This is a genomic window from Anaerobiospirillum sp. NML120448 (assembly GCF_023050945.1).
Lineage (GTDB): Bacteria > Pseudomonadota > Gammaproteobacteria > Enterobacterales > Succinivibrionaceae > Anaerobiospirillum.
In genome coordinates, this window is the sequence record NZ_JALKIM010000052.1 from 1 (window position 1) to 25379 (window position 25379).

16 protein-coding genes are annotated in these 25379 nt (G+C 39.2%); 6 read left to right on the forward strand and 10 right to left on the reverse strand.

The genetic code is table 11. The features are described from left to right. Positions 1 to 1006 precede the first annotated feature (1006 nt). The 5 genes from MXE38_RS08835 (at position 1007) to phoU (ending at position 5827) form a co-directional block, all read left to right on the forward strand. Positions 1007 to 1816, forward strand: a complete 810-nt coding sequence (locus MXE38_RS08835; RefSeq protein WP_246914028.1) for a phosphate ABC transporter substrate-binding protein — start codon at positions 1007 to 1009, stop codon at positions 1814 to 1816. Positions 1817 to 2028: 212 nt separating this feature from the next. Continuing rightward, positions 2029 to 2904, forward strand: coding sequence for a phosphate ABC transporter permease subunit PstC (pstC, locus tag MXE38_RS08840; RefSeq protein WP_246914030.1), 876 nt, complete (start codon positions 2029 to 2031; stop codon positions 2902 to 2904). 214 nt (positions 2905 to 3118) lie between these two features. After that, positions 3119 to 4090 carry a phosphate ABC transporter permease PstA gene (pstA, locus tag MXE38_RS08845; protein WP_246914032.1) on the forward strand — a complete coding sequence of 324 codons (972 nt, stop codon included), beginning with the start codon at positions 3119 to 3121 and terminating at the stop codon, positions 4088 to 4090. Between the two features lie 163 nt (positions 4091 to 4253). Continuing rightward, entirely contained in the window at positions 4254 to 5039 is a 786-nt protein-coding gene (gene pstB / locus MXE38_RS08850) for a phosphate ABC transporter ATP-binding protein PstB (RefSeq protein ID WP_246914034.1), read from the forward strand. 113 nt (positions 5040 to 5152) lie between these two features. Further along, on the forward strand, positions 5153 to 5827 hold the full coding sequence (phoU, locus tag MXE38_RS08855) for a phosphate signaling complex protein PhoU (RefSeq protein WP_246914035.1): 675 nt from the start codon (positions 5153 to 5155) through the stop codon (positions 5825 to 5827). An 834-nt stretch (positions 5828 to 6661) separates the two neighbouring features. On the opposite strand, the gene MXE38_RS08860 is transcribed toward phoU, so the two are convergent. The 4 genes from MXE38_RS08860 to MXE38_RS08875 all read right to left on the reverse strand — a co-directional run bounded on the left by MXE38_RS08860 (position 6662) and on the right by MXE38_RS08875 (position 12960). Next, positions 6662 to 8095, reverse strand: coding sequence for an MATE family efflux transporter (locus MXE38_RS08860; RefSeq protein ID WP_246914036.1), 1434 nt, complete (start codon positions 8093 to 8095; stop codon positions 6662 to 6664). Between the two features lie 1043 nt (positions 8096 to 9138). After that, positions 9139 to 10146: an OmpG porin family protein gene (locus MXE38_RS08865; protein ID WP_246914037.1), complete on the reverse strand. Its 1008-nt coding sequence runs from the start codon at positions 10144 to 10146 to the stop codon at positions 9139 to 9141. Between the two features lie 12 nt (positions 10147 to 10158). After that, on the reverse strand, positions 10159 to 11640 hold the full coding sequence (locus MXE38_RS08870; protein ID WP_246914038.1) for a glycoside hydrolase family 32 protein: 1482 nt from the start codon (positions 11638 to 11640) through the stop codon (positions 10159 to 10161). A 15-nt stretch (positions 11641 to 11655) separates the two neighbouring features. After that, positions 11656 to 12960 carry an OmpG porin family protein gene (locus tag MXE38_RS08875; RefSeq protein ID WP_246914039.1) on the reverse strand — a complete coding sequence of 435 codons (1305 nt, stop codon included), beginning with the start codon at positions 12958 to 12960 and terminating at the stop codon, positions 11656 to 11658. A gap of 490 nt (positions 12961 to 13450) precedes the next feature. Here MXE38_RS08875 and MXE38_RS08880 point away from each other — a divergent pair, with 490 nt between their 5' ends. Further along, the gene (locus tag MXE38_RS08880) at positions 13451 to 14476 is read left to right on the forward strand and encodes a LacI family DNA-binding transcriptional regulator (protein ID WP_246914040.1); all 1026 of its coding nucleotides are present in this window, start codon (positions 13451 to 13453) and stop codon (positions 14474 to 14476) included. A gap of 106 nt (positions 14477 to 14582) precedes the next feature. Here the strand turns inward: MXE38_RS08880 and metG are convergent, their stop codons facing one another. The 6 genes from metG to rnt all read right to left on the reverse strand — a co-directional run bounded on the left by metG (position 14583) and on the right by rnt (position 24231). Continuing rightward, positions 14583 to 16658 (reverse strand): methionine--tRNA ligase, encoded by a 2076-nt coding sequence (gene metG, locus MXE38_RS08885; protein WP_246914046.1) that lies wholly within the window; start codon positions 16656 to 16658, stop codon positions 14583 to 14585. Between the two features lie 369 nt (positions 16659 to 17027). After that, positions 17028 to 18440: a type I glutamate--ammonia ligase gene (glnA, locus tag MXE38_RS08890; protein ID WP_246914041.1), complete on the reverse strand. Its 1413-nt coding sequence runs from the start codon at positions 18438 to 18440 to the stop codon at positions 17028 to 17030. A 575-nt stretch (positions 18441 to 19015) separates the two neighbouring features. After that, on the reverse strand, positions 19016 to 19990 hold the full coding sequence (locus MXE38_RS08895; protein ID WP_246914042.1) for a DMT family transporter: 975 nt from the start codon (positions 19988 to 19990) through the stop codon (positions 19016 to 19018). A gap of 526 nt (positions 19991 to 20516) precedes the next feature. Then, positions 20517 to 21017 carry a hypothetical protein gene (locus tag MXE38_RS08900; RefSeq protein WP_246914043.1) on the reverse strand — a complete coding sequence of 167 codons (501 nt, stop codon included), beginning with the start codon at positions 21015 to 21017 and terminating at the stop codon, positions 20517 to 20519. A 1300-nt stretch (positions 21018 to 22317) separates the two neighbouring features. Further along, entirely contained in the window at positions 22318 to 22896 is a 579-nt protein-coding gene (locus MXE38_RS08905) for a superoxide dismutase (RefSeq protein WP_246914044.1), read from the reverse strand. 681 nt (positions 22897 to 23577) lie between these two features. Continuing rightward, positions 23578 to 24231 carry a ribonuclease T gene (rnt, locus tag MXE38_RS08910; RefSeq protein ID WP_246914045.1) on the reverse strand — a complete coding sequence of 218 codons (654 nt, stop codon included), beginning with the start codon at positions 24229 to 24231 and terminating at the stop codon, positions 23578 to 23580. Between the last annotated feature and the right edge of the window lie 1148 nt (positions 24232 to 25379).

The window sequence follows — 25379 nt, forward strand, 5'->3', positions numbered from 1 at the left end:
GTTAAGTTAAGTGCTAAAGGTTCACTCATTCATTTAAGGGAGGGCCATACAGAGGGTAGTTCAATAGTTTTTTTACAGATATTAAGTAAAAACCTCGTGAAAGTGGGCAGTGGGAGTAAGTCCTGCTTCCCTTTTTTTATTTGTTAAGTTAAGTGCTAACGGCTAAAGGCCAAGTTTCACTCATTCACTTAATGGAGGGCCATACAGAGGGTAGTTCAATAGTTCTCCTACAGAGATTAAGTAAAAACCTTGTAATAGTGGGCAGTAGGGGGAATCCTGCTGCCCTTTTTTTGTTTGTTAAGTTAAGTGCTAAAGGTTCACTCATTCATTTAAGGGAGGGCCATACAGAGGGTAGTTCAATAGTTTTTTTACAGATATTAAGTAAAAACCTCGTGAAAGTGGGCAGTGGGAGTAAGTCCTGCTGCCCTTTTTTTATTTGTTAAGTTAAGTGCTAAAGGCCAAGTTTCACTCATTCATTTAAGGGAGGGCCATACAGATGGTGGTTCAATCGTTCTCTTACAGAGATTAAGTAAAAACATTGTAATAGTGGGCAGTGGGAGTAAGTCCTGCTGCCCTTTTTTTGTTTGTTAAGTTAGTAATGGGTAGTGCCTAATAGTGATGTAGGTAGGGGCTTTTAAGGGACTGGTTGTAATGGGTGTGGTAGCGTAGGTGGTGCTTTTTTTAATTTTTTGGGGGTGGATTAGATGTTTTTACAAAAATTTAACATTGGTGAGCAAAAGCGCATGGCTAGGCCATTTTATTTGGTTTGGGATCCTAGATAAGATAGATTGACCCTAATTAATAATTGAGCTGATATTTATCTAATTTGTAGTCAGAAATGGCATATCTATAGGGATTTGGGGTGATAGGCGTAACGTTTAACAAAATTTTGTGAGATAGTGCAAAAAAATTTTTCCCAATTTACAGTTTTTTAACAATTGAACTCTTTTTATTTAACTTTCACTTCTTACTATAGTCGCAACTCAAATCAAGGAGAGTGATTAATATGAAGTTCAATAAGTTATTTTCTGCTTTTGCCGCTAGTGCTTTATTAGCTACCGCTTCTTTAGTTCCAGCTCAGGCTGCTGGTAGCGTATCAACCGATGGTTCTACCTCTATGGAGTACTTAATCGGCGCTTTAGGTGAGTCCTTCACTCAAGAGCACAGCGACATCAAGTTCACTTATAGCCCAACTGGTTCTGGTGCTGGTATCGCAGCTGCTATGGAAGGTCGTACCGATATTGGTTTATCCTCCCGTGCTTTAAAGTCTGATGAGGCTAAGTCATTAAATGGCGACGTAGTAGCTTTAGATGGCATCGTAGTTGTAGTTAACCCAAAGAACCCAGTTCAAAACTTAACTTTAGAGCAAATCAAGGATCTTTACACTGGCAAGATCACCTCTTGGAAGCAATTAGGCGGTGAAGATAATCCAGTAGTATTAATTGGTCGTGAGGCTGGTTCTGGTACCCGTGATGGCTTTGAGTCTGTAACCTCCACCAAGGATGCTTGCAAGTACCGTCAAGAGCTCACCTCAACTGGTGACGTAATTACCACTGTTTCTAAGAATGTTAATGCTGTAGGTTACGCTTCCTTAGCTGCTGTTTCAGACAAGATTAAGCCATTAACTGTAGACGGCGTAGAGGCAACTGAGGAGACCATTAAGAATGGTTCTTACAGATTACAGCGTCCATTCTTATTAGTTACCAAGAAAGACAAAGAGCAATCTGAGGCAGTTAAGATGTTCTTAAACTATGCTCTTTCTAGCGATGCATCTGAAATCATTAAGATGACTGGTGTTGTGCCAGCTAACAACTAATTAGCTTAAATAAGTAGGTAATACTGCTTATTCACTCTCCAAGGCCGCCTTTGCTGTAGGCGGCTTTGGAAAGAAAGTAATAAATACAGCATCCTTCCAATAAAACCCCAATCATCTTCACAGCTGTAAGCCTTGCTGTGAGGTTGGTACTATGCGCTTAATAAAATAGCCGGCTTAATAAAGCGGCTTTCGATTGATTGAACTGTTAGAAAATGATTAAAACTAAATCTTCTCGCTGGGATATTGAAGAGGCAGCAAGATATTTCTTCTTGTGTTTTGGTCTTATCAATATTGCTCTTGTAATTCTAATTAGTATTTATTTAATTATCGCTGGTCTTCCAGCCATCTATGAAGTAGGTTTAGTCGAATTTTTATTTGGTGATACCTGGGCTTCTACAGCATATGAGCCAAAGTTTGGTATCTTACCTTTCATTCTTACATCTTTTTACGGTACTGGCGGCGCTATTGTTATTGGTCTTCCATTAGGTTTTTTCTGTGCCGTTTATTTAGCCAAGATTGCTCCAACTCCAATTGCTAATGCCATCGAGCCAATGATTGATTTATTAGCAGGCATTCCTTCCGTAGTTTACGGTTTTATTGGTATGTTGGTGCTCGTACCTTTAGTTCAACAAGTATTTAATCTTCCTGATGGTGCTAGCTTATTAGCCGCTATTTTAGTGTTAACCATCATGATTTTACCTTCCATTATTAAAGTTTCTATTACTGCATTACGTGCAGTTCCTGAGGAGTATGAGTTAGGTTCATTAGCCTTAGGTGCTAACAAGATTGAGACAGTATTTCGTGTCAGTGTAGTAGCCGCTAAGAGTGGTATTGCCTCAGCTGTAGTATTAGGTGTAGGCCGTGCCATTGGTGAAGCCATGGCAGTTATGATGGTTGCTGGTAACGTACCTAATATGCCATCTATCTTCGAGTCAGTACGTTTCTTAACTACAGCAGTAGCCTCTGAAATGTCTTATGCCTCTGGTTTACAACGTGATGCCTTGTTCTCCATTGCCTTAGTACTCTTCGTATTCATTATGATGATTAACGCTACCTTAAACCTCATCTTAAAGAAGGGTCAAAAATAGTTTATTAAGTTGCCACTCCTAAGTTAAAAAGCGCATTAAGTCGCTACTGGACAACAATTACATAACTTAAGAGGGCAACAGTAAAACAGTCAATCATTAAGGAGTCTTATGGTCATGATTAGTCATGACCATAAGAGCAGCAAGTTAAACCATAACTCCTTTTAGATTACTTACCAGGCTTAGTGCACATTGATAAATCTTTAGGAGTGTTAGCGTGAAGAATAAAATGTCAGATTCAGTTTCATTTGGCTCTAATAAGGACTCTAAGAAGAGCCAGACCAATGCTAATAGTGCATTTAATACTAATACAGTTTTTGCTCCTAGTAAGAATGCTTTTAGCAGAAAGTTATATAGCACCACCATGCAGGGCATGATGTACTTATGTACTGGTCTTACCGTGTCTTTGGTAGTGTTCTTAATTGCTTATATCTTAGTTCAGTCTATTCCACACTTTTCATGGCAAATTATTTCCACTAAGCCAAGTTACTTAACTCGCTCTATTGGTGTATTGCCAGATATTTTAAACACTCTATACATCATTATTGCTGCTTTAGTATTAGTACTACCTTTAGGTGTGGGAGCTGCTATCTACTTAAATGAGTATGCCACCTCACGTCGCTTAGTAAATGCTATTGAGTATGCCATTGAGACCTTAGCTGGTATTCCTTCCATTATCTACGGCTTAGTAGGTATGTTGATTTTCTGCCAGTTCCTTGGTTTACAAACTTCCTTATTAGCTGGTGCTTTAACCTTGGTAATTATGACTTTACCAACCATTATTCGTACCACTCAAGAGAGCTTAAAGACTGTTCCTACAGGTTATAGAGAAGGTGCTTTTGGTCTAGGTGCTGCTAAGTTCCGTGTTATTAAGACTGTAGTTTTGCCTTGCTGTGTAGATGGTATTGTAACTGGCTGTATTTTGGCTGTAGGTCGTATGTTAGGTGAGTCTGCTGCCTTATTATTCACCGCTGGTTTTGCTCACGCTTTAAACGGCTTTATTGATGGCTTAGCCAACTCAGGTGCTACCTTAACTGTTGCCTTATACGTATACGCCAAAGAGCAAGGCGAGTTTGAAGTAGCCTTCGTAATTGCCGCCATCTTATTAGTAATGAGCCTCATCATTAACCTTTTAGCCTCAACCTTAGGTGCTCGCTTAAAGAAGCGTGCTGGCAAGGCTCGTGTATAAGTAAAGATTCTTATAACAAGACAACACCATACAGCCATGTCTTAAACAAACATAAAGCATGGCTTAAAAAGAACAACAAGGGCACAAAGCCCACGATACGATTAACTTCCTTTGCTATAGCCCTGAGGTCTTTGTGTTCCTAAAATCAGGGCAGGATTTGAAAATGACAGCTTCTAACAATACTGGTTCTAATTTAGTTTTTGATGTAAACAACTTCAACCTTTGGTACTCTAACGGCGCACACCACGCTTTAAAAGACATCAACATGAAGATTAAGGCCAATGCCATTACCGCATTTATCGGCCCATCAGGTTGTGGTAAGTCTACCTTTATCAAGACTTTAAACCGTATGAACGATCTTGTTGATGGCGTAACCACTTCTGGCTCTATTCAATATCATGGCCAGGAAATTTTAGATAGGGCTCTTGATGTTTCTGCCTTACGTAAAGAAGTAGGCATGGTTTTCCAAAAGCCAAACCCTTTCCCTATGAGCATTTATGACAATATTGCTTATGGCCCACGTACTCACGGTGTTAGAAATAAGACCGATTTAGATGAAATTGTTGAGCGTAGCTTAAAGCAGGCTGCTATTTTTGATGAGGTTAAAGACCGTCTTAAGACCTCAGCTTTAGGTTTATCAGGTGGCCAGCAACAACGTTTATGCATTGCTCGTGCTTTAGCTGTGCAACCAAGCGTGCTTTTAATGGATGAGCCAACCTCTGCATTAGACCCAATTTCAACCTCTAAGATTGAAGATTTAGCTTTAGAGCTCAAAGATCAGTACACCATTATTATGGTTACCCACAACATGCAGCAAGCTGTACGTATTTCTGACGACACTGCTTTCTTCTTATTAGGTGATTTAGTTGAGTTTAATCACACCGACGATCTCTTCAGCAAGCCACAAGACAAGCGCACTGAGGAGTACATTACTGGTCGTTTTGGTTAATACTAATTAAGCTTGAGCTTGTTTGATAGTTTAAAGCTAATCAATTTCTTAGCAAGGCTATTAAGGGATAGGGTAGTCTTGCTCAAGACAAATAAGGTTTAAAGGATTAGATTATGCGTGAACATTTTAACCAGCAATTAGTGCAATTAAATGCTGAGTTAGAGAATTTAGGTCAACTATGTGATAACGCCCTTGCAGGTGCTATTAAGGCCTTACAAGAGGGTGATAACGAGCTTGCTCGTAAGATTTACAAGTCAGATTTTGTGGTTGATCAAAAAGAGCGTGAAGTTGAGAACCTTTGTTTAAACATTATCTTACACCAGCAGCCAATCGCATCTGACCTACGCTTAGTAAGTTCTGCGTTAAAGCTTATTACTGATATGGAGCGTATTGGTGATCAGGCTAGTGATATTGCTGAGATCGTAATGGGTCTTGATTACAAAGAGCAATCTAATTTCAAGCTGATTGAAGAAATGGCCAAAGCCTCAAGAGCCATGGTTCAAGATGCAGTACGCTCTTTTATTACTCAAGATATGGAATTAGCACGTAATGTTATCGATCGTGATGATGTGGTTGATAACTATTTAGTGCAAGCTCGTGAGCTGATGGTTGGTCTTATTAACGAGCAGGGCCATTCACCAAAGACTATTGTGGATTTAATCATGATTGCCAAGTACTTAGAGCGTATTGCCGATCATGCAACCAATGTCGCTAATTGGGCTATTTTCCAATTAGTAGGTGAGCATCCTGATAAGCATCCTGCTCCACAAGTTGCCATGCAAGCTTAAGCTTGGTTAAAGAATAATTTAGTGTCATTCACTAAAAACAGGCTTCAAACAGGAAGTTCAATCGGTGAAGGGGGAATTTGTCCCCCTTTTTTAATACCTAAAAAACAAAAAAGCCCATCATGGGCTTTTGTAATTTTTAGCTATTCATAATGAGAATAATAGCGACCACAATGATAGGTACGCCGTAAACAATAATAGTAAGTATAGTGTGATATTCTTCGATGAAACTCATGGCACTACCTCCATGAAGGGCAAGAACAATAGAAAAAAACCTAACTTTATTTTAATCAAACTTGTCCATTCAAAACCATGTTTGTTTGCTATCTGTAAAGTAAATCACATGAATTTTTAGTTTTTATCACTCTACTAGAGCACTAAACCCATCAAGCAAAACACTAAAAGCTCGCCTTAAGTTTGCCAAGCATCTTGTCTGTGGTAAACCACACTAAAAGTACCATTTGTAAAGCCGTGTGCAAGGCCATGAGCAAGGCAATTAGCAAAGCCATGTGCTAGCGAAAGTTTCCCAAAGTTCGTTAACAACTATACCAGCCTTGGAGCGGGCATTATCTTTAATGATGTTGATGTAGACAGTAAACGAACTTTAGGAAACTTTCACTAGGGCGTGTAAAAAGGGAAAAGTACTAGGCAAGTGATTGCTCGTAAGGAGGCCTGGGTATTGCTATGTTTGATTGAGGTGTGGCTGGCCTGAAAACATGGAAATTTGAGGTAGGAGAGCTAAGAGGGTGGCTCTAGAGTATGAAAACAAAGGCCCCTTCTGGTTAGAGGAGGGGCCTTTGCTGGTGTTTAAGCGTAAGCTTAATTTTAAGCTTAAGCTTAGGCGTTAGCTTGGGTAGCTTGGGTTGGTTTCTCTAGCTGCTCTAATTGATGTTTTAGGGCACGATAGTGATGTAGCACTCTAAAACGATAGAGAATAGCAGCAGTTAACAAACCACAGAATAGACCAATCCAAAAGCCTCTAGGGCCTGTAAGACCAGTATCAGCAAAGATATGGTCAAATGGTAGTGTGATATAGCCATAACATAAGCTATAGCCTAAAGGTAAAGCTACGCAATAGAAGGCAATAATAGTTACCAGCAAAATAGTAGTGGTATCTTTAAAGCCACGTAAGATAAAGGCCTGAATAGTTTGAATGCCTTCAAAGCACTGATTAACACAAGCAAAGAGCATTAAGATTGAGGCTAAAGCTAATACCTCAGGGTCTGTACTAAAGAATGCAGGTAACTTATCTGAGCCTAAGAATAAGATAGACACGCTAATCACAATAGAAACTAACATTGAAGCATAGGCTGCTTTAATGTTGAGTTTTAAAGTTTGCATATTATTCTGACCAATAGCGTAGCCCACCATAATAGCAGTAGCAATACCAAAGGATAGCGGAATATTAAATACAAAGCTGGTCATAGACATAGTAATGGTATGGGCAGACACAGCTGTTGGGCCTAAAGGACTTAAAATCAAGGCAATTAAGGTAAAGCAAGAGCACTCTACTGATGAGGAAATACCTAAAGGCATAGAGAGCTTTAAGAAGGCCAATAAACGATCCTTGCTAATACCAGTTTTATTCTTTAGCCAGTGATGATCTTTAAGCTTAGGATGGAGCATCATATAAGCATATATGATTACGGTGGAGATCAACATAGAAATTAAGCTGGCGACACCACAACCAACACCACCTAGGGCAGGAACACCTAAAGCACCAAAAATAAAGATATAGTTCAGTGGTACGTTTAAAATGACTGATAAGAAACCAAAATATAAAGTAGCAGTAGTATTACCCATAGCCTCACAGTAAGCACGAGCATTAACCGTAAGAGCTAATAAAGGTATAGTGAAGGCAATATAAAGAACATAGTCTTTGGCTACAGCTTCCATACGCTTATCAGTATCCATCTCAATAGCAAATATAGAGAGGCTAATTAAGATGAACATAATGATAATGCCTACTATGCTACAGGCAAGAACACTATGAGCATGCTCTGATGGAATTTTCTCTTCTGTTTTAGCACCACGGTGGCGTGAAATCACAGGGTGAATAGCTGAGACCATGCCAATAATAAAGGTAAGTGCTGGAAAGAAGAATGAGCCACCAATGGCTACACCAGCCTGATCTGGAGTGCCAGCCATACCTGCCATCATAATGTCAGTGATACCTAGTAGGGCATAGGCAAAATTTCCCAAAATAATAGGAAAAGCTAGTTTAAAAAGCACAATTAATTGGGAGGATACACTTTTGGGTGCATTACTCATGAAAAAGACCTCTTAATATGATCAAACGTAGCTGCGGCATAAAAAGTCAGGCTTTTGCGATAAAGTCTGAGAAAAAAGTGCAGCACCAAGGCTTTTTTAGAGTGGCAGAACAATAATTCTAATGAGCTTGTAAAGGCAACCACAATGGGCAAAAAATTGCGTCAAGATTGTACTATATCTTATAAAGATAGCCTATGAGCTTGAGAAAAATGTCTATAGATGGTGCTACTATGGTGCGTATTAGAATAGATAAATTAGGTGAACCTTGATATGCCACAAAACCATGCTCTTGCCTCTTAAAGTGCCTAAGGTGTCCATTTTAGCCATAGGGATTGGCAGATTAGGATACGAAAATAGGTTAATCTTGATACGCCAGAAGAACATGGTGCTGTCCATGGGGAGTGAATCAGATGAGGGATCAAGTAAAAATCCTGTGAGCTCCCTTAGGAAGACTAGATTAATGGTTTATAAGAAAATGGTAATAAACAGCTAAAATAGCTTATTCTTAAAGGTGCTACTTTATAAGTACAGTATGATTAGCTTGTTGATCCTACAACATTTTTACTTGAACCATTGTTTGATATTTGAGCATTGACTGTTTTTATAGGTTTTATTTAAAACAGTTAGGGCAAGAGAGAAGTTGGTGGTGGTTGGATAAAGAAAAGCCTCAGACCTATGGTAGGCTGAGGCTCATACATACTATAGTTAAACTTAAAATCTCATAAAAGCGATACTATCGCTCTTAGAGTGTGTGTATTTTCAAGTATAAACAAAGTATCCACAACAACACTATAATCATGATCTGCTATGGCTAGCATGCATTGAGATAAGCCAAACTTCGTTGGGCAAGCTTATAAGTTTGATTATCCAATCATGCAGCCAATAACAAAACCTTTTGGTAAGCCTTGCATTAGTAAGCAGGCATCCTAATAAACAGTACTTTCAGTAAAAATGTCTGAGATATCTAAAATTTCTAACCTTAAGTATCCAGTATGGGGGACATAAGCTGTCCCCCTGGCTTGTTTTTGGGATTAATACTTATGTTAGAAGTTGTAGTCAATCATTACCTTACACTCGGTGTTTACAGCCTCACCATTGGTAACCCACAAGCCTTGTTGTTCAATTAAGGCACCAGTAAGTTCACCTGAGAGGGTAAAGCGCTGAGTAATAGGGTAATTAGCAGTAAGCTTCATGAAACGCTCACGAGTTTCTTGGAAAACTTCATTGCTTTCATAGCTGGCGTTAAACTTGCGATAATGACTAAAGCCACCACTTAATGTAGTAGATAGTTTGCCCCAGTTGTGCCAAATACCTACAGAGGTAGTGGTGCTCTTTTCCTTAATATCACCCCATTGGACTCTATCTAATGTTGCACCTGCAAACTGTTGGCGTAACCATACACCAGTAGTGTTATTGATGATGTATTGCAGACCTGGTTCTACCTTAAAAGAGTACTTATCCTTATCATTATCTGCATTACGGCGATGATCAATATGAGAGTAAGCATAGCTAAAGAAAGATAGGCCACCACCAATTTGCCAATCTAAATATAGTTTGGCACGACCTTGCCAAAAGTTGTCTTTAGTGGCGCTGCCGCCCATTACCTCAACGCCATAGCGCAGATCTTCGTAAAAGGCCTCATGGCCAATAACTAGTTGAGTCCATTGCTCTTGGTCGATATATTCTTGGCTGTCCCAAGTGCCGTTGTAGTTAGTGGTGCGACCATTGGACATACCTAAGTACCAACCTGGCAAGGAGTCATGTCTAAACACGCCTTGAGCAAAGGTAAAGGTGCTGCTGCCATTGTTAAAGCTAGAGTCTTTCCAATTATTGTCTTCAATGGCATATTTCATTTTAATTTGGCCATGAACTTTGCCGCCTGCATTATTGGAGGAGCGAGTAGTTGTCCACATTACTTCTTCATCAAGATATGACCAAGGATCTACAGCTACCACCTTGCCTGAATGGTCTTTAATGACGCTCATACTAGCAGAGGCAATAGTTGGAAGTGCCATAGCAATCATGGCAGATAATAATAGTGATTTTTTCATGGTCATACCCCATTAGATCATTTCTTTGATGCTTAACTGAGCATTAAATTGGTCGTTTTTAGGTAGGCTAATGCTCCATGTATTATTAGGCATGGCATACATACGGGTACTAAAAGCAGCCTGATTGTTAATATAGAAGACAGCAATTGAGTCCTGAATTAATACTTCTAGCTCTACCTTTTCACCTAAAGGCACGTCAACCCAAGATTGAGCGTTGTCACGATTAAGAGTGTCAAAAGCAGTGTTAAAGAAGTAGACTTGTCCTTTGCTCTTGTTAAATACTACATTAAGCACAGATTGGTTTACTTGTTCGTTAGTCAAACCAAAGCTCATTACCATACCGCCAGAAGGTAGATCAATTGAGGCCTTTAATACGCCTTGCTTAGGTAGTGGTTCATAAATATAAGAGTCAAAAGTACCAAACTGAGTAGCTGTAGTTAAGGTCTTTTGAGAGGTTAAGCTAGTCTCTTTACCTGGGTTTGCTTCAATGGTTTGATTGAGCTCCTGAGGAATAATAGAGTTTAGTTCACCCTTGTCATTGGCTACTAATTCATGGGCTACTAGATTGCCTGCCCAATCAATACTACCTTGATCATGACTACCTGACTTGGTTGGGGTCCAGCCAAAGACAAAGAGACGATCTTTGTTTAACACCATTTTTCCTGCATAAAAGCCAGGGCCATCAAAGACAAATTTGTTAGTCTTACGCCAAGGGCCTTCTGGCTTATCGGCAACACGATACTGAGTTAGGCGTAATGGCCATTGATCACTAAAGCTCAAATACCACTTACCATTAAAAGGTACTAAAGTAGGGCACTCAAGGTTAGAATTGCTGGTGATAGTATCGTTGTTAAAAAAGATGCCTTTATCTTCCCAATTCTTTAAGTCTTTAGAGGCGTAGCGAGCGATAATTCCTCGACCATTAGAGCGGGTAGTGATTAACATCCAATACTCTTGGTGATCCTCAATCCAAACCACATGAGGATCTCTAAAGTCATTACCTCTGTAATTGTCGCCAGGTAAGATGGTATCTTCTGGATGCTTTACCCAATTGATACGATCCTTACTAGTAGCGTGCATGACTGACTCAACAGGGAAGACATTCTCATTATGAGCTGTATACCAAGCGTGATAGGTATCGCCTGCTTTAATAATAGAGCCAGTACCTAATAAAAGCTCTGGGTCATCAATATTATTAATATAAGGGATCACCTCAGAACGATTGGTGTATTTGTAAAAGTTGCTAGTTTCTAATAAGTGGAAAGCATGAACACCAAGATCACTACCACCGCGAATATCATTTAGATAGTAAACATCGATCTTGCCATTATTAGCAACAGGCATAGGATCGCCTACAAAAGAACCATCAACACGAGGGAAAAAGCCTTCAACTTGAGTGATGCTCTTATTGTATAAAGTTTCTTTGCCAGGAGCTGAGAGTGCAATATTGCTAAATGCACAAATAGTGAGTAAAGCTAAAGCTAATTTCTTCATACCAATACCTTAGTTTTAGAAGTCGTACTTAACACCAACAATGGCAAATGGAATCCATGAATGACCTTCGATTACATTATCCTTGTCCCAGGCATTGAACTCTTCATTAAATTGGGCCTTAAACTCACCATAGAGGCGAACATCACCAAATACTGGGTAGCTAGCAGTAGCTCCTAAATAATGGTATTTAATATCGAAGAAAATTTCATTGCCATTGCTAGTTTCGACATGCTCCTCGCCTATACCAATATAAACAGAGGTAAGTAATGGCGACCAGTTCTTCCATAAACCAGCGGTTAATTTCTTCTTTCGCTCAATAACGTCGCCAAACTGAGCACGCTCTTTGTAATTGTAATTGTAAAAAGGACGTACAAAGAGGCCCATATTATTGTCAATGCGGTAGTTAATTGATGGCTCAAGTTCAAAATTATATTGATCTAAGTCATCGTTGCCACTATGCTCATTACGAGGTTGAAACTCGCCAAAAGCATAGCCACTAAAGCTCCATTTATCGGTAAGGCGCAGATCTTGCCAAATCTTAAAACGATACTTCCAACGTTTAGTAGCAGTCTCAGAGCCAATTAAAAATTCGGTACCAATATTGCCATGCCAAACTTCAAAAATATGGCCTACATACATCTCGTTAATAGTGTTATTACCTTTAACTTGCTCATTGGTAAAGCCACCGTTGTAATTATCTTCACGAGCGTTGTAATAGCCAAGGTACCAATTTGGGAGCTCATCATGGCGTAAGAATGCCTGAAAGGTTGCTAATTTAAATTTGCCGCTATTTTTGCTGCTATCACTAAAGCGCTTGTCTTCAATTTCAATAGAGGTTCCAATATTGCCGTGAAGACCGCCAAGGGCCATATTACGGCCTACACTATTCCAGTGTACTGGTTGATCGCTTTGACTTAAGTGTAAAGTGCTGACACCTTGTGGGTTGTAGACTAATGGACTCTCATCAGTTGCAGCGGCGGCAACTGCATTGTTGCTACCATTAATATTTTGTTGCTGAGTTGGCTGTGCAGTTGCTACAGCAGAGGCTGGTGCTACAGCAGCAGAAGCTGCTGTTGCTGCGGTGGCAGCTGCAGTTGCCTGAGCGGGCGCAAATTTATCAGAGGTATTACTAGTAGAGGAAGCTAAGGACACATTATTGTTTGAACTGTTACTATTGCTCTCTTGAGCAACCTCATCATGAAAATAGCTTTGATAGCCATAAGATAAAGCACCTGCATTAGCATTAAGACTGGTAAATGCAGTCAAACTAACAGCTAATGCTAGAGGCTTGATGTAATGTACAGAGGTTGTTTTTTCCATAAAAATACGCCCCTTAAATTTTTTGTTATCGTTAACAAATCACAACACACTTGATTTTAATAATTAGTATCAGACAAATAATGCCTTAAACTTCGTAAGTGACGATAGTTTACACCGTTAGCTATAATTAAAGGTATGATACGGCTCACATTTTAACGTTAACATTGCGTTTGGGCGCTACAATTATTTCCACCTGTACGGACGAATTTAACTTAACCAGCAATAACTGTCTGTGATGTCTGCAATGAAGTATATCTAATGGCAGCATAGTCATAGTTCACCACGCTATATCTACAATAGCCTGATAGAGCACACATTGTTAGTTAGTTAGTTACTACTTAAAAAGTGAATTCGTCATCCGTACAGGTGGAATTATTTTTAATTTATATAAAAAGCTTGACCCTAAGCGGTTGGTTGGTGCACGATGTTCACATATATATATATAAACATAAGATAGATATGGTAAATAAGATAGATATGGTAGGTATTTATGGCACATGCAAAAGACATTGCTTCTATTAAAGATGTAGCTATAAGAGCTGATGTCTCTGTGATGACTGTTTCAAGAGCCATTAATGACCCGAAAAAACTCAAACCTGATACTCTTAAAAAAGTACAACAGGCCATTGAGGAACTTGGTTATGTTCCAGATTACTCGGCTCGTAAGGTTCGCAATGGTAATAAGACTAAAACCATTGGCGTTTTAGCTTTTGATACAGCTACCAGTCCTTTTTCTGTTGAGCTTAACCTTTCTATTGAGGAAACAGCGCGTGCCCATGGCTGGGGTTGTTTTGTGATCAATATGTTTAAGGACAACAATCCAGATTATATGGTTGATATGCTGCTTTCGTATCGCCCAGAAGGCATTATTGTCAGCTCCATGGGTTTGAAATTTGTTAAATTGCCTAAGAAACTACTGGATTATAGGTGCGTTTTTGCCAACTGTGAGTGTATTGAAAAGAATTTTGCTTGCTATGAGCCTGATGATGAGCAAGGACAGTACAAAATTGTCAAGGAGCTTTTAAAAGCAGGCTATCGCAAGCCTCTATGCTTACATCTGCCAACTTTGCTTATTGCAACCCCTAGACGGCGCTATGGCTTAGAGCGAGCCTGTCGAGAGTTTGGCATTGATCCTAACCAACTTATCCACTATCACATGGAGGTGGGTGATGAGCACTATAGAGATATGCCTTCTTTGGTATTAAAGCATATTAAAAATGGCAAACCTCAATTTGACTCTGTAATTTGTGGTAATGACCGTATTGCTTTTATGGTTTACCAAACTTTGCTTACTGAGGGTTTTAAGATCCCTCAAGATATTGGTGTGATCGGCTACGATAATCTTGTTGGTATTGGTGACTTATTTATGCCAGCACTCTCAACAGTACAAATTCCTCACTATGAGATAGGTCGCTTAAGCACCTTACATATTATTAATAATTTGGAAATTAATAATAAAGTAATGGTTGATAGCCCTTGCTTAATTCGCTCATCTTTTAGAAAAATAGAGCAGTAAGGTGAAAGATTAGTCCTTATTTGGTAATGGTCTTTACCAAATAAAAAGCCCCAGGCCTAAGTTTAGGCTTGGGGCTTTTTAAATGTGCTAGTTTAATGGTCAGCTTTTAGTGGACACGATCGCCGTTCTTAGCGCCTGCATCTGGGGATAATAAGAAGATATCCTCACCACCAGGGCCAGCAGCCATAACCATGCCTTGAGATAAGCCAAACTTCATTTGGCGAGCCTTTAAGTTGGCTACCACAATAACTTGCTTGCCAATTAAAGATACTGGATCTTTGTAGGCTGACTTGATGCCTGCAAAGACTTGGCGCTGCTCAAAGCCTAAATCAAGCTCTAAGCGTAAGAGTTTCTTAGCGCCCTCAACTTGCTCTGCCTTGATAATAGTAGCAACACGTAAGTCAATCTTAGCAAAATCATCAATAGTAATTTCGCTCTCTAAAGGCTCATACTCGCCATTGCCATCACTTGCTTGGGCATTGCCCTTAGCACCGTGATCTGGGTTTTGGGCAGCAGGTGCCTTTTCATCCTTGGCAGGTGCGGCAGCAGCAGCTAAGTCTTGCTTGCTATCTTCAATCATAGCCTCAATGTTCTTTGGATCGATACGAGTGAACATAGGGCTAAACTTATTAATAGTGTGGCCAAGTAATGGAGTAGCAGCATCATTAAAGGCTAAAGGATCATTTAAGAATTCTTGTGCCTTGTGATAAATCTCTGGTAATACTGGGCTTAAGTAGGTAATGATAGCCTTAAAAGCATTTAAACCATCAGTACATACACGCTGGAGCTTATCCTCTTGACCTTCTTCTTTGGCAATTACCCATGGGGCTTCACGATCAATGTAGCGGTTTGCCTCATCAGCTAAGGACATAATAGCTCTTAAGGCATCAGCATAATTACGGCTCTCGTAACCTGCATTTACTGCCTCTTTAATGGAGCCTAACTTGCTCATGAGCTCGTTATCGTATGGGCTTTGAGCTAACTTACCATCAAAACGCTTGGTAATAAAACCAGCGCAACGAGAAGCTAAGTTAACAATCTTACCTACGATGTCAGAGTTGATCTTAGCCTGGAAGTCCTCTAAAGATAAGTCAATATCAACAGTATCTTGGGTGAGCTTAGAGGCAAAGTAGTAGCGTAAGCACTCTGGCTTTAAGTGCTTTAAGTAGGTGCTAGCTTGGATAAAGGTACCCTTAGACTTAGACATCTTAGTACCATTTACAGTTACATAACCATGGACAAAAATGCCTGATGGTAAACGTAAATTAGCGCCCTTTAAGGTTGCAGGCCAGAATAGGGAGTGGAAGTATAAAATGTCCTTACCGATGAAGTGATAAAGCTCCTTAGTAGAGTCAGCTTTAAAGAACTCATCAAAGTTAACGCCAGCTTTATCGCAGTAGTTCTTAAATGAGGCCATATAGCCAATAGGGGCATCTAGCCATACATAGAAGTACTTGTTGTCAGCATCAGGGATTTGGAAGCCAAAATAAGGAGCATCACGAGAAATATCCCACTCTTTTAATCCTTGAGAGAACCACTCATCAAGCTTATTAGCCATAGACTTATTAATAGCGCCTGAGTTCTTTACATAGTCTTGTAAGAAGTCATTGAACTTTGGTAAGTCAAAGAAGTAGTGAACAGACTCTTTTAATACTGGCTTAGCACCAGAAATAGTAGAGTAGGCATCCTTAAGATCGGTAGGATCATAAGTAGCAGAGCAAACTTCGCAGTTATCGCCGTATTGATCCTTAGCACCACAACGAGGGCAAGTGCCCTTTACAAAGCGATCTGGTAAGAACATGTTCTTTTCTGGATCGAAAAGCTGGCTAATAGTGCGGGTTGAAATATAGCCTTGATCACGTAACTTCTTATAAATCTCAGTGGAGAACTCTTGGTTCTCTGGAGAGTGGGTACGATAGTAGTTATCGTAAGAAATTAAGAAGCCATCAAAGTCAGCCTTATGATCAACACCTACTTTGGTAATAAGCTCTTCTGGAGTAATACCCATGTTATTGGCTTTGATCATAATTGGAGTGCCGTGACAGTCATCGGCGCACACATAATAGACCTGATTACCAATAGCACGTTGATAGCGTACAAAGATATCAGACTGGATGTGCTCTAACATATGGCCTAAGTGAATAGGGCCGTTAGCATATGGTAGTGCTGAGGTAACCAGCATAGAACGTGGTGTTGTCATAAAAAATTTAAGCAGCGCATTGCCTAATGAGGGCTAAATTTTATAAAGCCAAATGAAAGCTCTAGCGCTTTGCTCTCCTATTTAGGTTGATAACAAAAGGCTTCTTTCTATAAGTTAATAAAGAAGTCTATTCTAGCTTGCAGTTAATACCCATTTAAGAGCATAAAGGCACTTGTAGGCTTATAAGATCATCCTGAGCAAGTCTTCTTATAAGAGTTAGTCAGGGGAATCTTACTGTGCAAGCGGGTCGTTAATTATAGCGTATCTATTTGCTCTAAAAGACAAAAAAAGCGCTTAGCAACAACAATATTTGCCAAGCGCTTCTTTTTAGGGAATAAGAATATTACTTAATTATAAGCTGTAGTAGAGTTGGAACTCAGTTGGGTGAGGAGTATCACGAACTAAGGAGCACTCTTTTTCCTTTAACTCGATGTAAGACTGAAGAGCAGCCTCAGTAAATACACCGCCAGCTAATAAGTACTCATGGTCTTCCTTAAGAGCCTGTAAAGCTTCGGCTAAGGAATCAGCAACCTGTGGAATACCAGTTAACTCCTCAGGTGGTAAATCATATAAGTTCTTATCAAGTGGATCACCTGGCTCGATACGGTTGATAATGCCGTCTAAACCAGCCATTAAGAGAGCAGAGAAGGCTAAGTATGGGTTAGCTAAACCGTCAGGGAAACGAACTTCAATATGGGCAGTCTTTGGATTTACTGCATGAGGAATACGAATAGCAGCAGAGCGGTTAGCAGCAGAGTAAGCTAATAATACTGGAGCCTCAAAGTGAGGAACTAAACGCTTGTAAGAGTTGGTAGAAGCATTAGTAAAGGCATTTAAAGACTTAGCATGCTTGATGATACCACCAATGAACCATAAAGCTTCTTGTGATAAACCACCGTAGAGGTTACCAGCAAAGATATTCTGGCCATCACGAACGATGGACATGTGGCAGTGCATACCAGAACCAGCCTCGCCCTTCATTGGCTTTGGCATGAAGGTAACGGTCTTGTTAAACTGGTTAGCTACGTTTTGAACTACATACTTGTAGCTCATAACTTCGTCAGCCTTCTTAGTTAAGGTATTGTACTTGGTTGCAATCTCATTTTGACCAGCAGTACCAACCTCGTGGTGGTGAGCCTCAGGCTCGATGTCGAAGCTCTTTAATACTTCACACATCTTGGCACGAATATTCTGTGAGGAGTCTACTGGAGGAACAGGGAAGTAACCACCTTGAACCATAGGACGGTGGCCTAGGTTTGGACGGGAATCAAATAATTTACCTGAGTTCCATGCAGCCTCATAGTCCTCAATCTCATACATACAGCCTGACATGTCATTCTTGAAACGAATGGAGTCAAACATGTAGAACTCGAGCTCTGGACCTACTAAAGCATCATCACCAATGCCTTCTGCACGTAAGAAGTTCTCAGCACGACGTGCGATAGAACGAGGATCCTTCTCATAACCACCTAAGGTTTGTGGATCTAAGATGTCACAACGAATAATTAAAGTTGGGATCTCAAAGAAAGGATCTAAATAAGCCTGGCCGTCAATTGGCATTAAGAGCATGTCAGACTTATTGATGGTGCACCAACCTGGCATAGAAGAGCCATCAAAGAGCTTACCATCAGAGAAGAAAGACTCAGTAATTAAGTGAATTGGTAGGGTGATATGCTGCTCTTTACCTACAGTGTTGGTAAATCTTAAATCAGCATACTTAACATTGTGCTCATCAATGAGTTGCTTAATCTCATCAAAAGTCATGACCGAAACGCTCCACGTAGCTGCAAATGCCCCTGCAATTGCAATTAGTAAGTACCATCTTAAGATCTCAAAGCAAACTTTAGATCTTTGAGTTAAGACAAAGGAAATCTGATCTTTTAATTCACACTAATGCCCCATCATCAAATACCAAACACTAACTTGGTTTTATATGATGCTTAATCACAGTTAACAGAAGGGATATTAAGAATTGCTTAAAATCATGTGATATTCAAAAGAGCAGCAAGTTTTTTAAAAGATGCTTCATTATACCTTATTCAGGCTAGCTAAAATTAAATTTTGTGATCTAAGTACGATAAAAATCACAACTATAGTGCAATAGCTTTGTAGCTAGAATTAGATTGGTAATATTGTTGCTAAGCCATTATTTTAGCCAAAGTTAAATCAAAATTTATTTAAAATTAACTGAAATACTAGCATTTTAGTTAAAAGTAATTATCAATTGCTGCCCTATTTGTGTCCATATAGAGTGCTAAGCTTTAGTGCGCATGCCAAGCCTTGCCAGGCTTAGCCTGGCAAGCCTGGCATGGGGACACCAAAGCTTAGTAATAACAAGCTTACACTTGCTCTGAAACTACTTGTTTGTTTTGTTTGTTGTGCTTTCTTTTGTCTAAAAAGCCTAAAATAGTTTTTAGATTAACTTGAGCAATAATGACAGCAGCTAAAATTAAAATACAGCCAATACCCTCTTTTAAGGTTAAGCTCTCATTTAAGATGAGTACACCAAAAACTACAGCCATTACTGACTCTAAAGAAAGAATTAAAGTAGCAATAGTTGGGTGCATGCCTCTTTGTCCTACCACTTGTAAAGTGTAGGCTACACCATTACTCATTACGCCTGACCAAAGTAGCGCTAAAGAAGCCGCCCAAACATCTTCCCAGGCAAATACATCATAGTCGACTACTAACATTAAAATTAGAGCAATTAAAGAAGCCGCAAAGAACTGACCACAAGATAAATAAACAGGATCACACTTCTTTACATAGTGATCAATGGTCAAAATGTGGAAAGAGAATACTACTGCGCAAATAAGAATTAATAGGTCACCACTTTCTATGGTAAAGCTATCTTTGATGCATAACAGATAGAGACCAATAATAGAAATAATAACGCCAATAATAATGCTGGCATTGAGCTTTTTACCAATGAATAAGCCCACAATAGGCACAAATACAATGTACATGGAGGTTAAGAATCCAGCTTTACCTGCATCTGTGGTTACTAGGCCAAACTGTTGAAAAGACTCGCCACCAACTAAAAATAAGCCACAAACAATAGAGCCCTCTAGCAAGCTTTTTCTGGTGAACTTAGTGCTGTCATCATTGGTTAATTCTTTTTGTTTAGCTTTACTATCTGAGCGCTTCTTTATCCAAAAAACAATTGGTAGCAGAACAATAGCTCCAATTAAGGTTCTAAAGAAGGTGTAAGTAAAAGGAGTAACGTGATCCATGCCAATGGACTGAGCTACGAAACCTGATCCCCAAATAGTGGCTGTTAAAAACAGAAAAAATGACTGCCTAAGCTCAAACATGTTTAACCTAAAACTAAATAAGAATGATTGAGGCAAAACAAGTATTAATCGTTATTTTGAAGAACCAGTCTTGTTTTGCTCTTATGAAGGAAGTAAATAAAACTTTCAGAAAGACTGAGGAATGAGATCCCTACAAAATGGGCACATTATAGCCTTAATGAACCAAATTGGATATTTTTCAGCCTAAAAGCGGCCTTGTCTACCCAAAATGCATCATGTTGCCCTAATTTCGGTCATTTTTAAGCCAAATTTACCGATTTAAAGCTATAGCAGCCTCTAATGCCTTAACAAGAAAAATAGCTAAGCTTAGATGGCCTAAAGTATCTGGTGTTAGCTCATAGATGATTTGGTTTTGCTGGCTTGGTATAGGCGCTTTACTTGTGTGCTGTTGGCAGATTAACGAGGTAAAAAGTATTAAGGGCAGTGAAATAGGCTTTAAGTAGAGTGGAGTAGGTAGACGTGGAAGAATTTTAGGTATCAAGCGAGCTTAGTGAGGAAAACAAGGGGAAGTTTAAGCTCGCCTAAATTAGATAATAGGGGTGTATTCAATAGCGGTAATTGAGGTTGAGAATAAGCTTTGATTTACTTGTCCCCAAAGGTAGTAGTTTACGTCAATTAGCGGTGCAACAGCATTATTGGACTTGCTAAGGTCAACATCAATAAGATCGCCATTGGCATCTTTGAACTTATAGGTCACAGTTTTGCTAGTGGTAGTAGCTACAAAATAGCCCTCCAACACAACGTAGTCGTCTGTCTTAGCGTTATGTAACACGCCTTTAACAGTGTTTGGTTGTGGCTCTTCAATACCAAAACCCTTAGGAGCAGATCTTTGCTCAATATTAGAGCTAAAACCCTGAGGGGCGGCATAAGAAGTATTAATAGTGCAAAAAGCACAAGCTAATAAAGCCATCATAAAAATGCTAGGGGCAATATAGCGAATAAAGCTACGGCTAAAGAGACTGTGAACAAAGCCACTTTTGTCGTGGGAGTACATCTCCTTGTATTGGTGGGCTTGATCTCGTAACATAATAGCCCTCTCCTTATAAAGAAACTTATCAAAAGATAACAACGGTTGTTATTAGTGCCTTTGCTAGAAAAGAAAGATAATTTAATTAACACCAAATCACTTATATTAGGCTGCGATAAGTTTTAGGTTTAAAAAGTTAAGTAAACAAAAATTTTTCGTTAAGGTTTAATCTTGCAAACAGACGAATAGGTAACTAAATGTTTTAGTAGATCTTTAGTTATCGATGTCATTTAACCTAAAAGTGATGGAGTAAACAATGTTACTTAACAACATCACCTAATAGCTGATAACAACTGCAAATTAAAATAATGCCGAATTAGGCGTTGGATAAAATTATACGCTGATAGACACAGAATTTAATTAGTAAAATGGCTTAAATTTGCATTGTTTATCTAGGCAGTTATTACTTTTTAGAGCCTGATCACAGGATTAAATTTTTTAACCACTTTATTAAATAATTAAGATGTTATCTAAGTCACAAAAGCGCATGGATATCGCAAAAATAGTGAATAGGTGAACTATTTTAGTGCACAAAAAAACAGCAACTAACATACTAGTAAAGAAGGTTTATCTAGTAGAGGTGATGTTTTTCGGTAACAAAAATCTTAAATGTGAAATTAAGGTTAGTAAGTTTTAACTTGTGGTTAAGTACAAAGTAAAGGTAAGACTCCATAAAATAAAAATGGCATTTATAAGCCATGTGCAAGTTTAGATGCATAGATTAAGGCTAATAGCTTAGATAGTTTTCTATGAAAATAAGCAACAGCAAACGGTTGTAGAACGCCAACTCTTTAGTTCTATCGCATGCGCTGGCGCAGCTGGCACTGGTGCTGGCGCAGATCCTTATTCAAAAGTAAAAATAGTATCTTTGCCCTAAAGCCTTACTTAATACAAAGCAGTACTGGCGGTAGTAGTTGGTAGTGGTTGCTAGTACTAAAGTCTAAAGCTAATAGTAAGAAGCAAGAGAAAACACAAATTCTTTTGTGCAAGCAGATAGAAGTTAAAGCTAAAAGTAGCAAGTCAGATGCATGCACCATTAGTTTAATGGTTCTTACGGTTAACTAAAGTAAGGTAAAGTTAGCCGAGTAAAGGAAAGTTATGGGAACTTAGAGAGGGTAGGATGTTTGGTGTGAGGGAAAATTAAAAGCTCCTGCTTATATGTATATCGATTGTAGGAAAGTGTTCCTTAAATATTAGCTTGTTTTAAGCAGGCCCCTCCGCTTAGAGAGGAGCCTTGATAATAACTAAGGAGCAAATCGATAAATACGCAGGAGCTTAGAAAAGCGTAATCCTTTTGGGATTAGTACTCACGCATTTGGGAAGCTACGAAGTCCCAGTTTACGTGCTCTAAGAAGTCCTTTAAGTAGTCAGCACGACGGTTTTGGTAGTCGAGGTAGTAAGCGTGCTCCCATACGTCAACAACTAAAATTGGGGTGAAGCCATCAACGATTGGGTTAGCTGCGTTAGAGGTGTTCATAATCTTGAGCTTGTTAGGGCCAGTTTGAACTAACCAGGTCCAGCCAGAACCGAAGTTACCAACAGCAGAGGCAGCAAACTTCTGCTTGAACTCGTCTAAAGAACCAAAGTTCTCATTGATAAGGTCTAATAACTTACCCTCTGGGGCAGAAGTGGTGCCAGTAATGCACTTGAAGTAGAAATCGTGGTTCCAAGCTTGAGCGGCGTTGTTGAATAATGGGCCATCAGAGGTCTTCATGATCTCGATTAAGTCCTTGCCCTCGTAGTTAGAGCCAGCAACTAACTTGTTGGTGGTGTCTACGTAAGCCTGGAAGTGCTTGCCATGGTGGAAGTTTAAGGTGTTCTCAGAAATGAAACCTAAAGCGTTCTTCTCATATGGAAGTGGGGAGAGTTCAAATGCCATTGTGTTTTGCTCCTATAATGAACTAGTGCAATTAGAATAGGCTTTTAAGGTGTTAGAAACAAGTCGATAACGATCTAATCTTATCTACTGATTTCTTTTTATCAACAAATACCAAAGAAACTTTAATAAATTATCACTTTAGTATTCATTGCAACTGCCTCAAAAATTTTTTAGTAAGTGCGATAAACAACACTGTCGTTGCTTGTAATTGAGCTGCGATCATTACTAAAAAGTACAATATTGCTCCTTAGTATTATCAATTGAGACAATTTGATCATTAATTAAATTGTTGCCCCAAAATAATCCTGCTGGTACTTTTAGTATGTGATGCAGATTAACGAACAATACTAATAGACTACTAAAGAGTGTAATTAAATCCAAGTTAATTACAAAAAACTTGCGAGCTTAGAACCAATTTTTCGCCATCTAAATGTACTTATTAGCAAAACTTATAATAGCTTTATAGCGGAAAAGAATAGCTAAAAGGTAAAAGCATTTAAGAAAAGTGAGTCGATGTAAGGAGAGTAGAGCCTAGCAAAGACTAGTAAAGTAAAGACGATGTGAGGTGTGGTGATGCAAGGTGATGCGATGTGAGTTGAGCTGAGTGGAGTTGAGCTGAGGTGATGCCTGGAGTGGAGTTGTGGCTTTACGCCCGCAAGAGATAGCTTGCGGACGTTAGTGCTAGGCTGGGAGGCCTGCGAACTTAGTGAAGCGATTGTACATAGAGCAGAATAATTCACACTCTTTTTGAGTGTCATAAACAGCGCTATGAGCGTGCTCCTCTTTAAAGCCAATGCCTGCTGAGTGGCATGCACGAGATAATACAGTTTGGCCAAGAACTAAAGCGCCTAAAGAGGCTGTATCCAATACCGAGAATGGGTGGAATGGATTTCTCTTGTAATTAAGGCGATTAGCCACTGCATTAATGAAGCTCAAATCAAAGGCACCATTGTGACCAACTAAAATAGCTTTGGTACAACCTTGAGCCTTAACTTCTTTAGAGATAGCCTTGAAAATAGGTTTCATGGCTTCATCTTCGCTAACCAAATTACGACTTTCATCAAAAGGATCAATGCCTAAAAAGTCGATATTGATCTTTACTAAATTTGAGCCCTCAAAAGGACGAATATTGACACTGTATTGGTCTTTAGGAATAAGCTTTCCTTCATTATCAATTTGCACAGTAATCATGCAAACTTCCAATAGAGCGTCGGTTGCAGCATTAAAACCACCTGTCTCAACATCTACCACTACAGGTAAAAAGGTTCTAAAACGATCCTTAATTTGGTAGGGAGGGTTTAGACAAGGTGGGTTGATAGACTTAATTTCAACCATTTAAAAATTACCATAAGGTATTAATGCAATTTAGGATAATTGCTTTCTGTCAGAGTGAATAAAGCTCAAAAGAACATTAGACACAAGATAGGAGCAACAATTTCTTGTTTGCTTTTGTAGATAGTGAGATGACTTTCCACAATTGATGGCAAGTCTAAACATGAGCTCACATCCATACAAGTTTTAAATAGAAAATTTTAACATATTGCAAGTATTTCTATAGTATTTTTTTAATTACCACAGCCACTGGAGCCTAATTTCAGTAGTTAAAGAGTTGTTAGTAAGTTTTATTGTCTAGTAAGCCTGTCTTTAAGCTCTGCTGCAAAGAAGCGACACATTGAAGCAAAGAAGTAAATAAGCTGTGATGATGTGTTGCTCTAAAGCTCTAAAGAACTAGCTCCATGGCCCTTTGGCACTATAGTTCTCTCTCTTTCTCGTTATTTTAGTAGTGATAATCAAAGTCTAAGCCCAGCTCTTGCTAGCTTGCTTGCTCGCCTACTTGCCTGCTTGGCAAAGCCTTAGCGGGCATCAGAGGGCTGACGCTTGTTCTGGCCTAAGATGGCCTGCGCCAGCGCTGGTGCTTTGGCTAAGATTGGTGCGTTTTGATATAGCAAGGCGCTAATTCTATGGCTAGAGCTAATGATGCTATTGGGAATGGAGGGTGAAGTTAAGGATAGCTGTTAGCTGTTAATTGACAGCAGCAGCTGCTGCAACAGCAGAGGTTAGAGTTGGGCGTGGTTCGGCCTTAAGATAGGGTAGGGGTTGAGAGCTTATAAGGTTTTTGGGTCTGGCTACTTATTTTACAAAAAGCAGGGGCTTAAAGCTGGTATACCAGTAAGGGTTTAATAGGGACTGATAGGCTGTTTGTGCACGTATGGCACAAAGTGCACGTTTTGCGAATGTCGTATAGAAAGTTAAATAAATTACCAAAAGATTGTGATTGATAAGCTGCGTGAGGTTGGAATTTTTTTCATGGAAGTCTTTGAGCGTAGTTTTAGTAAAAATGTGATACATATGGGGTTTTTTAGGCTTTGGTGAATTTATATTCGTGAGGAATTGAAAATATTTTCACCATTAAATCAAATATGCGTCACTATTTTTTAAAAAGCTTTTAATAGAAAAAATTTACCAAAGAAGCTGACAAAGCG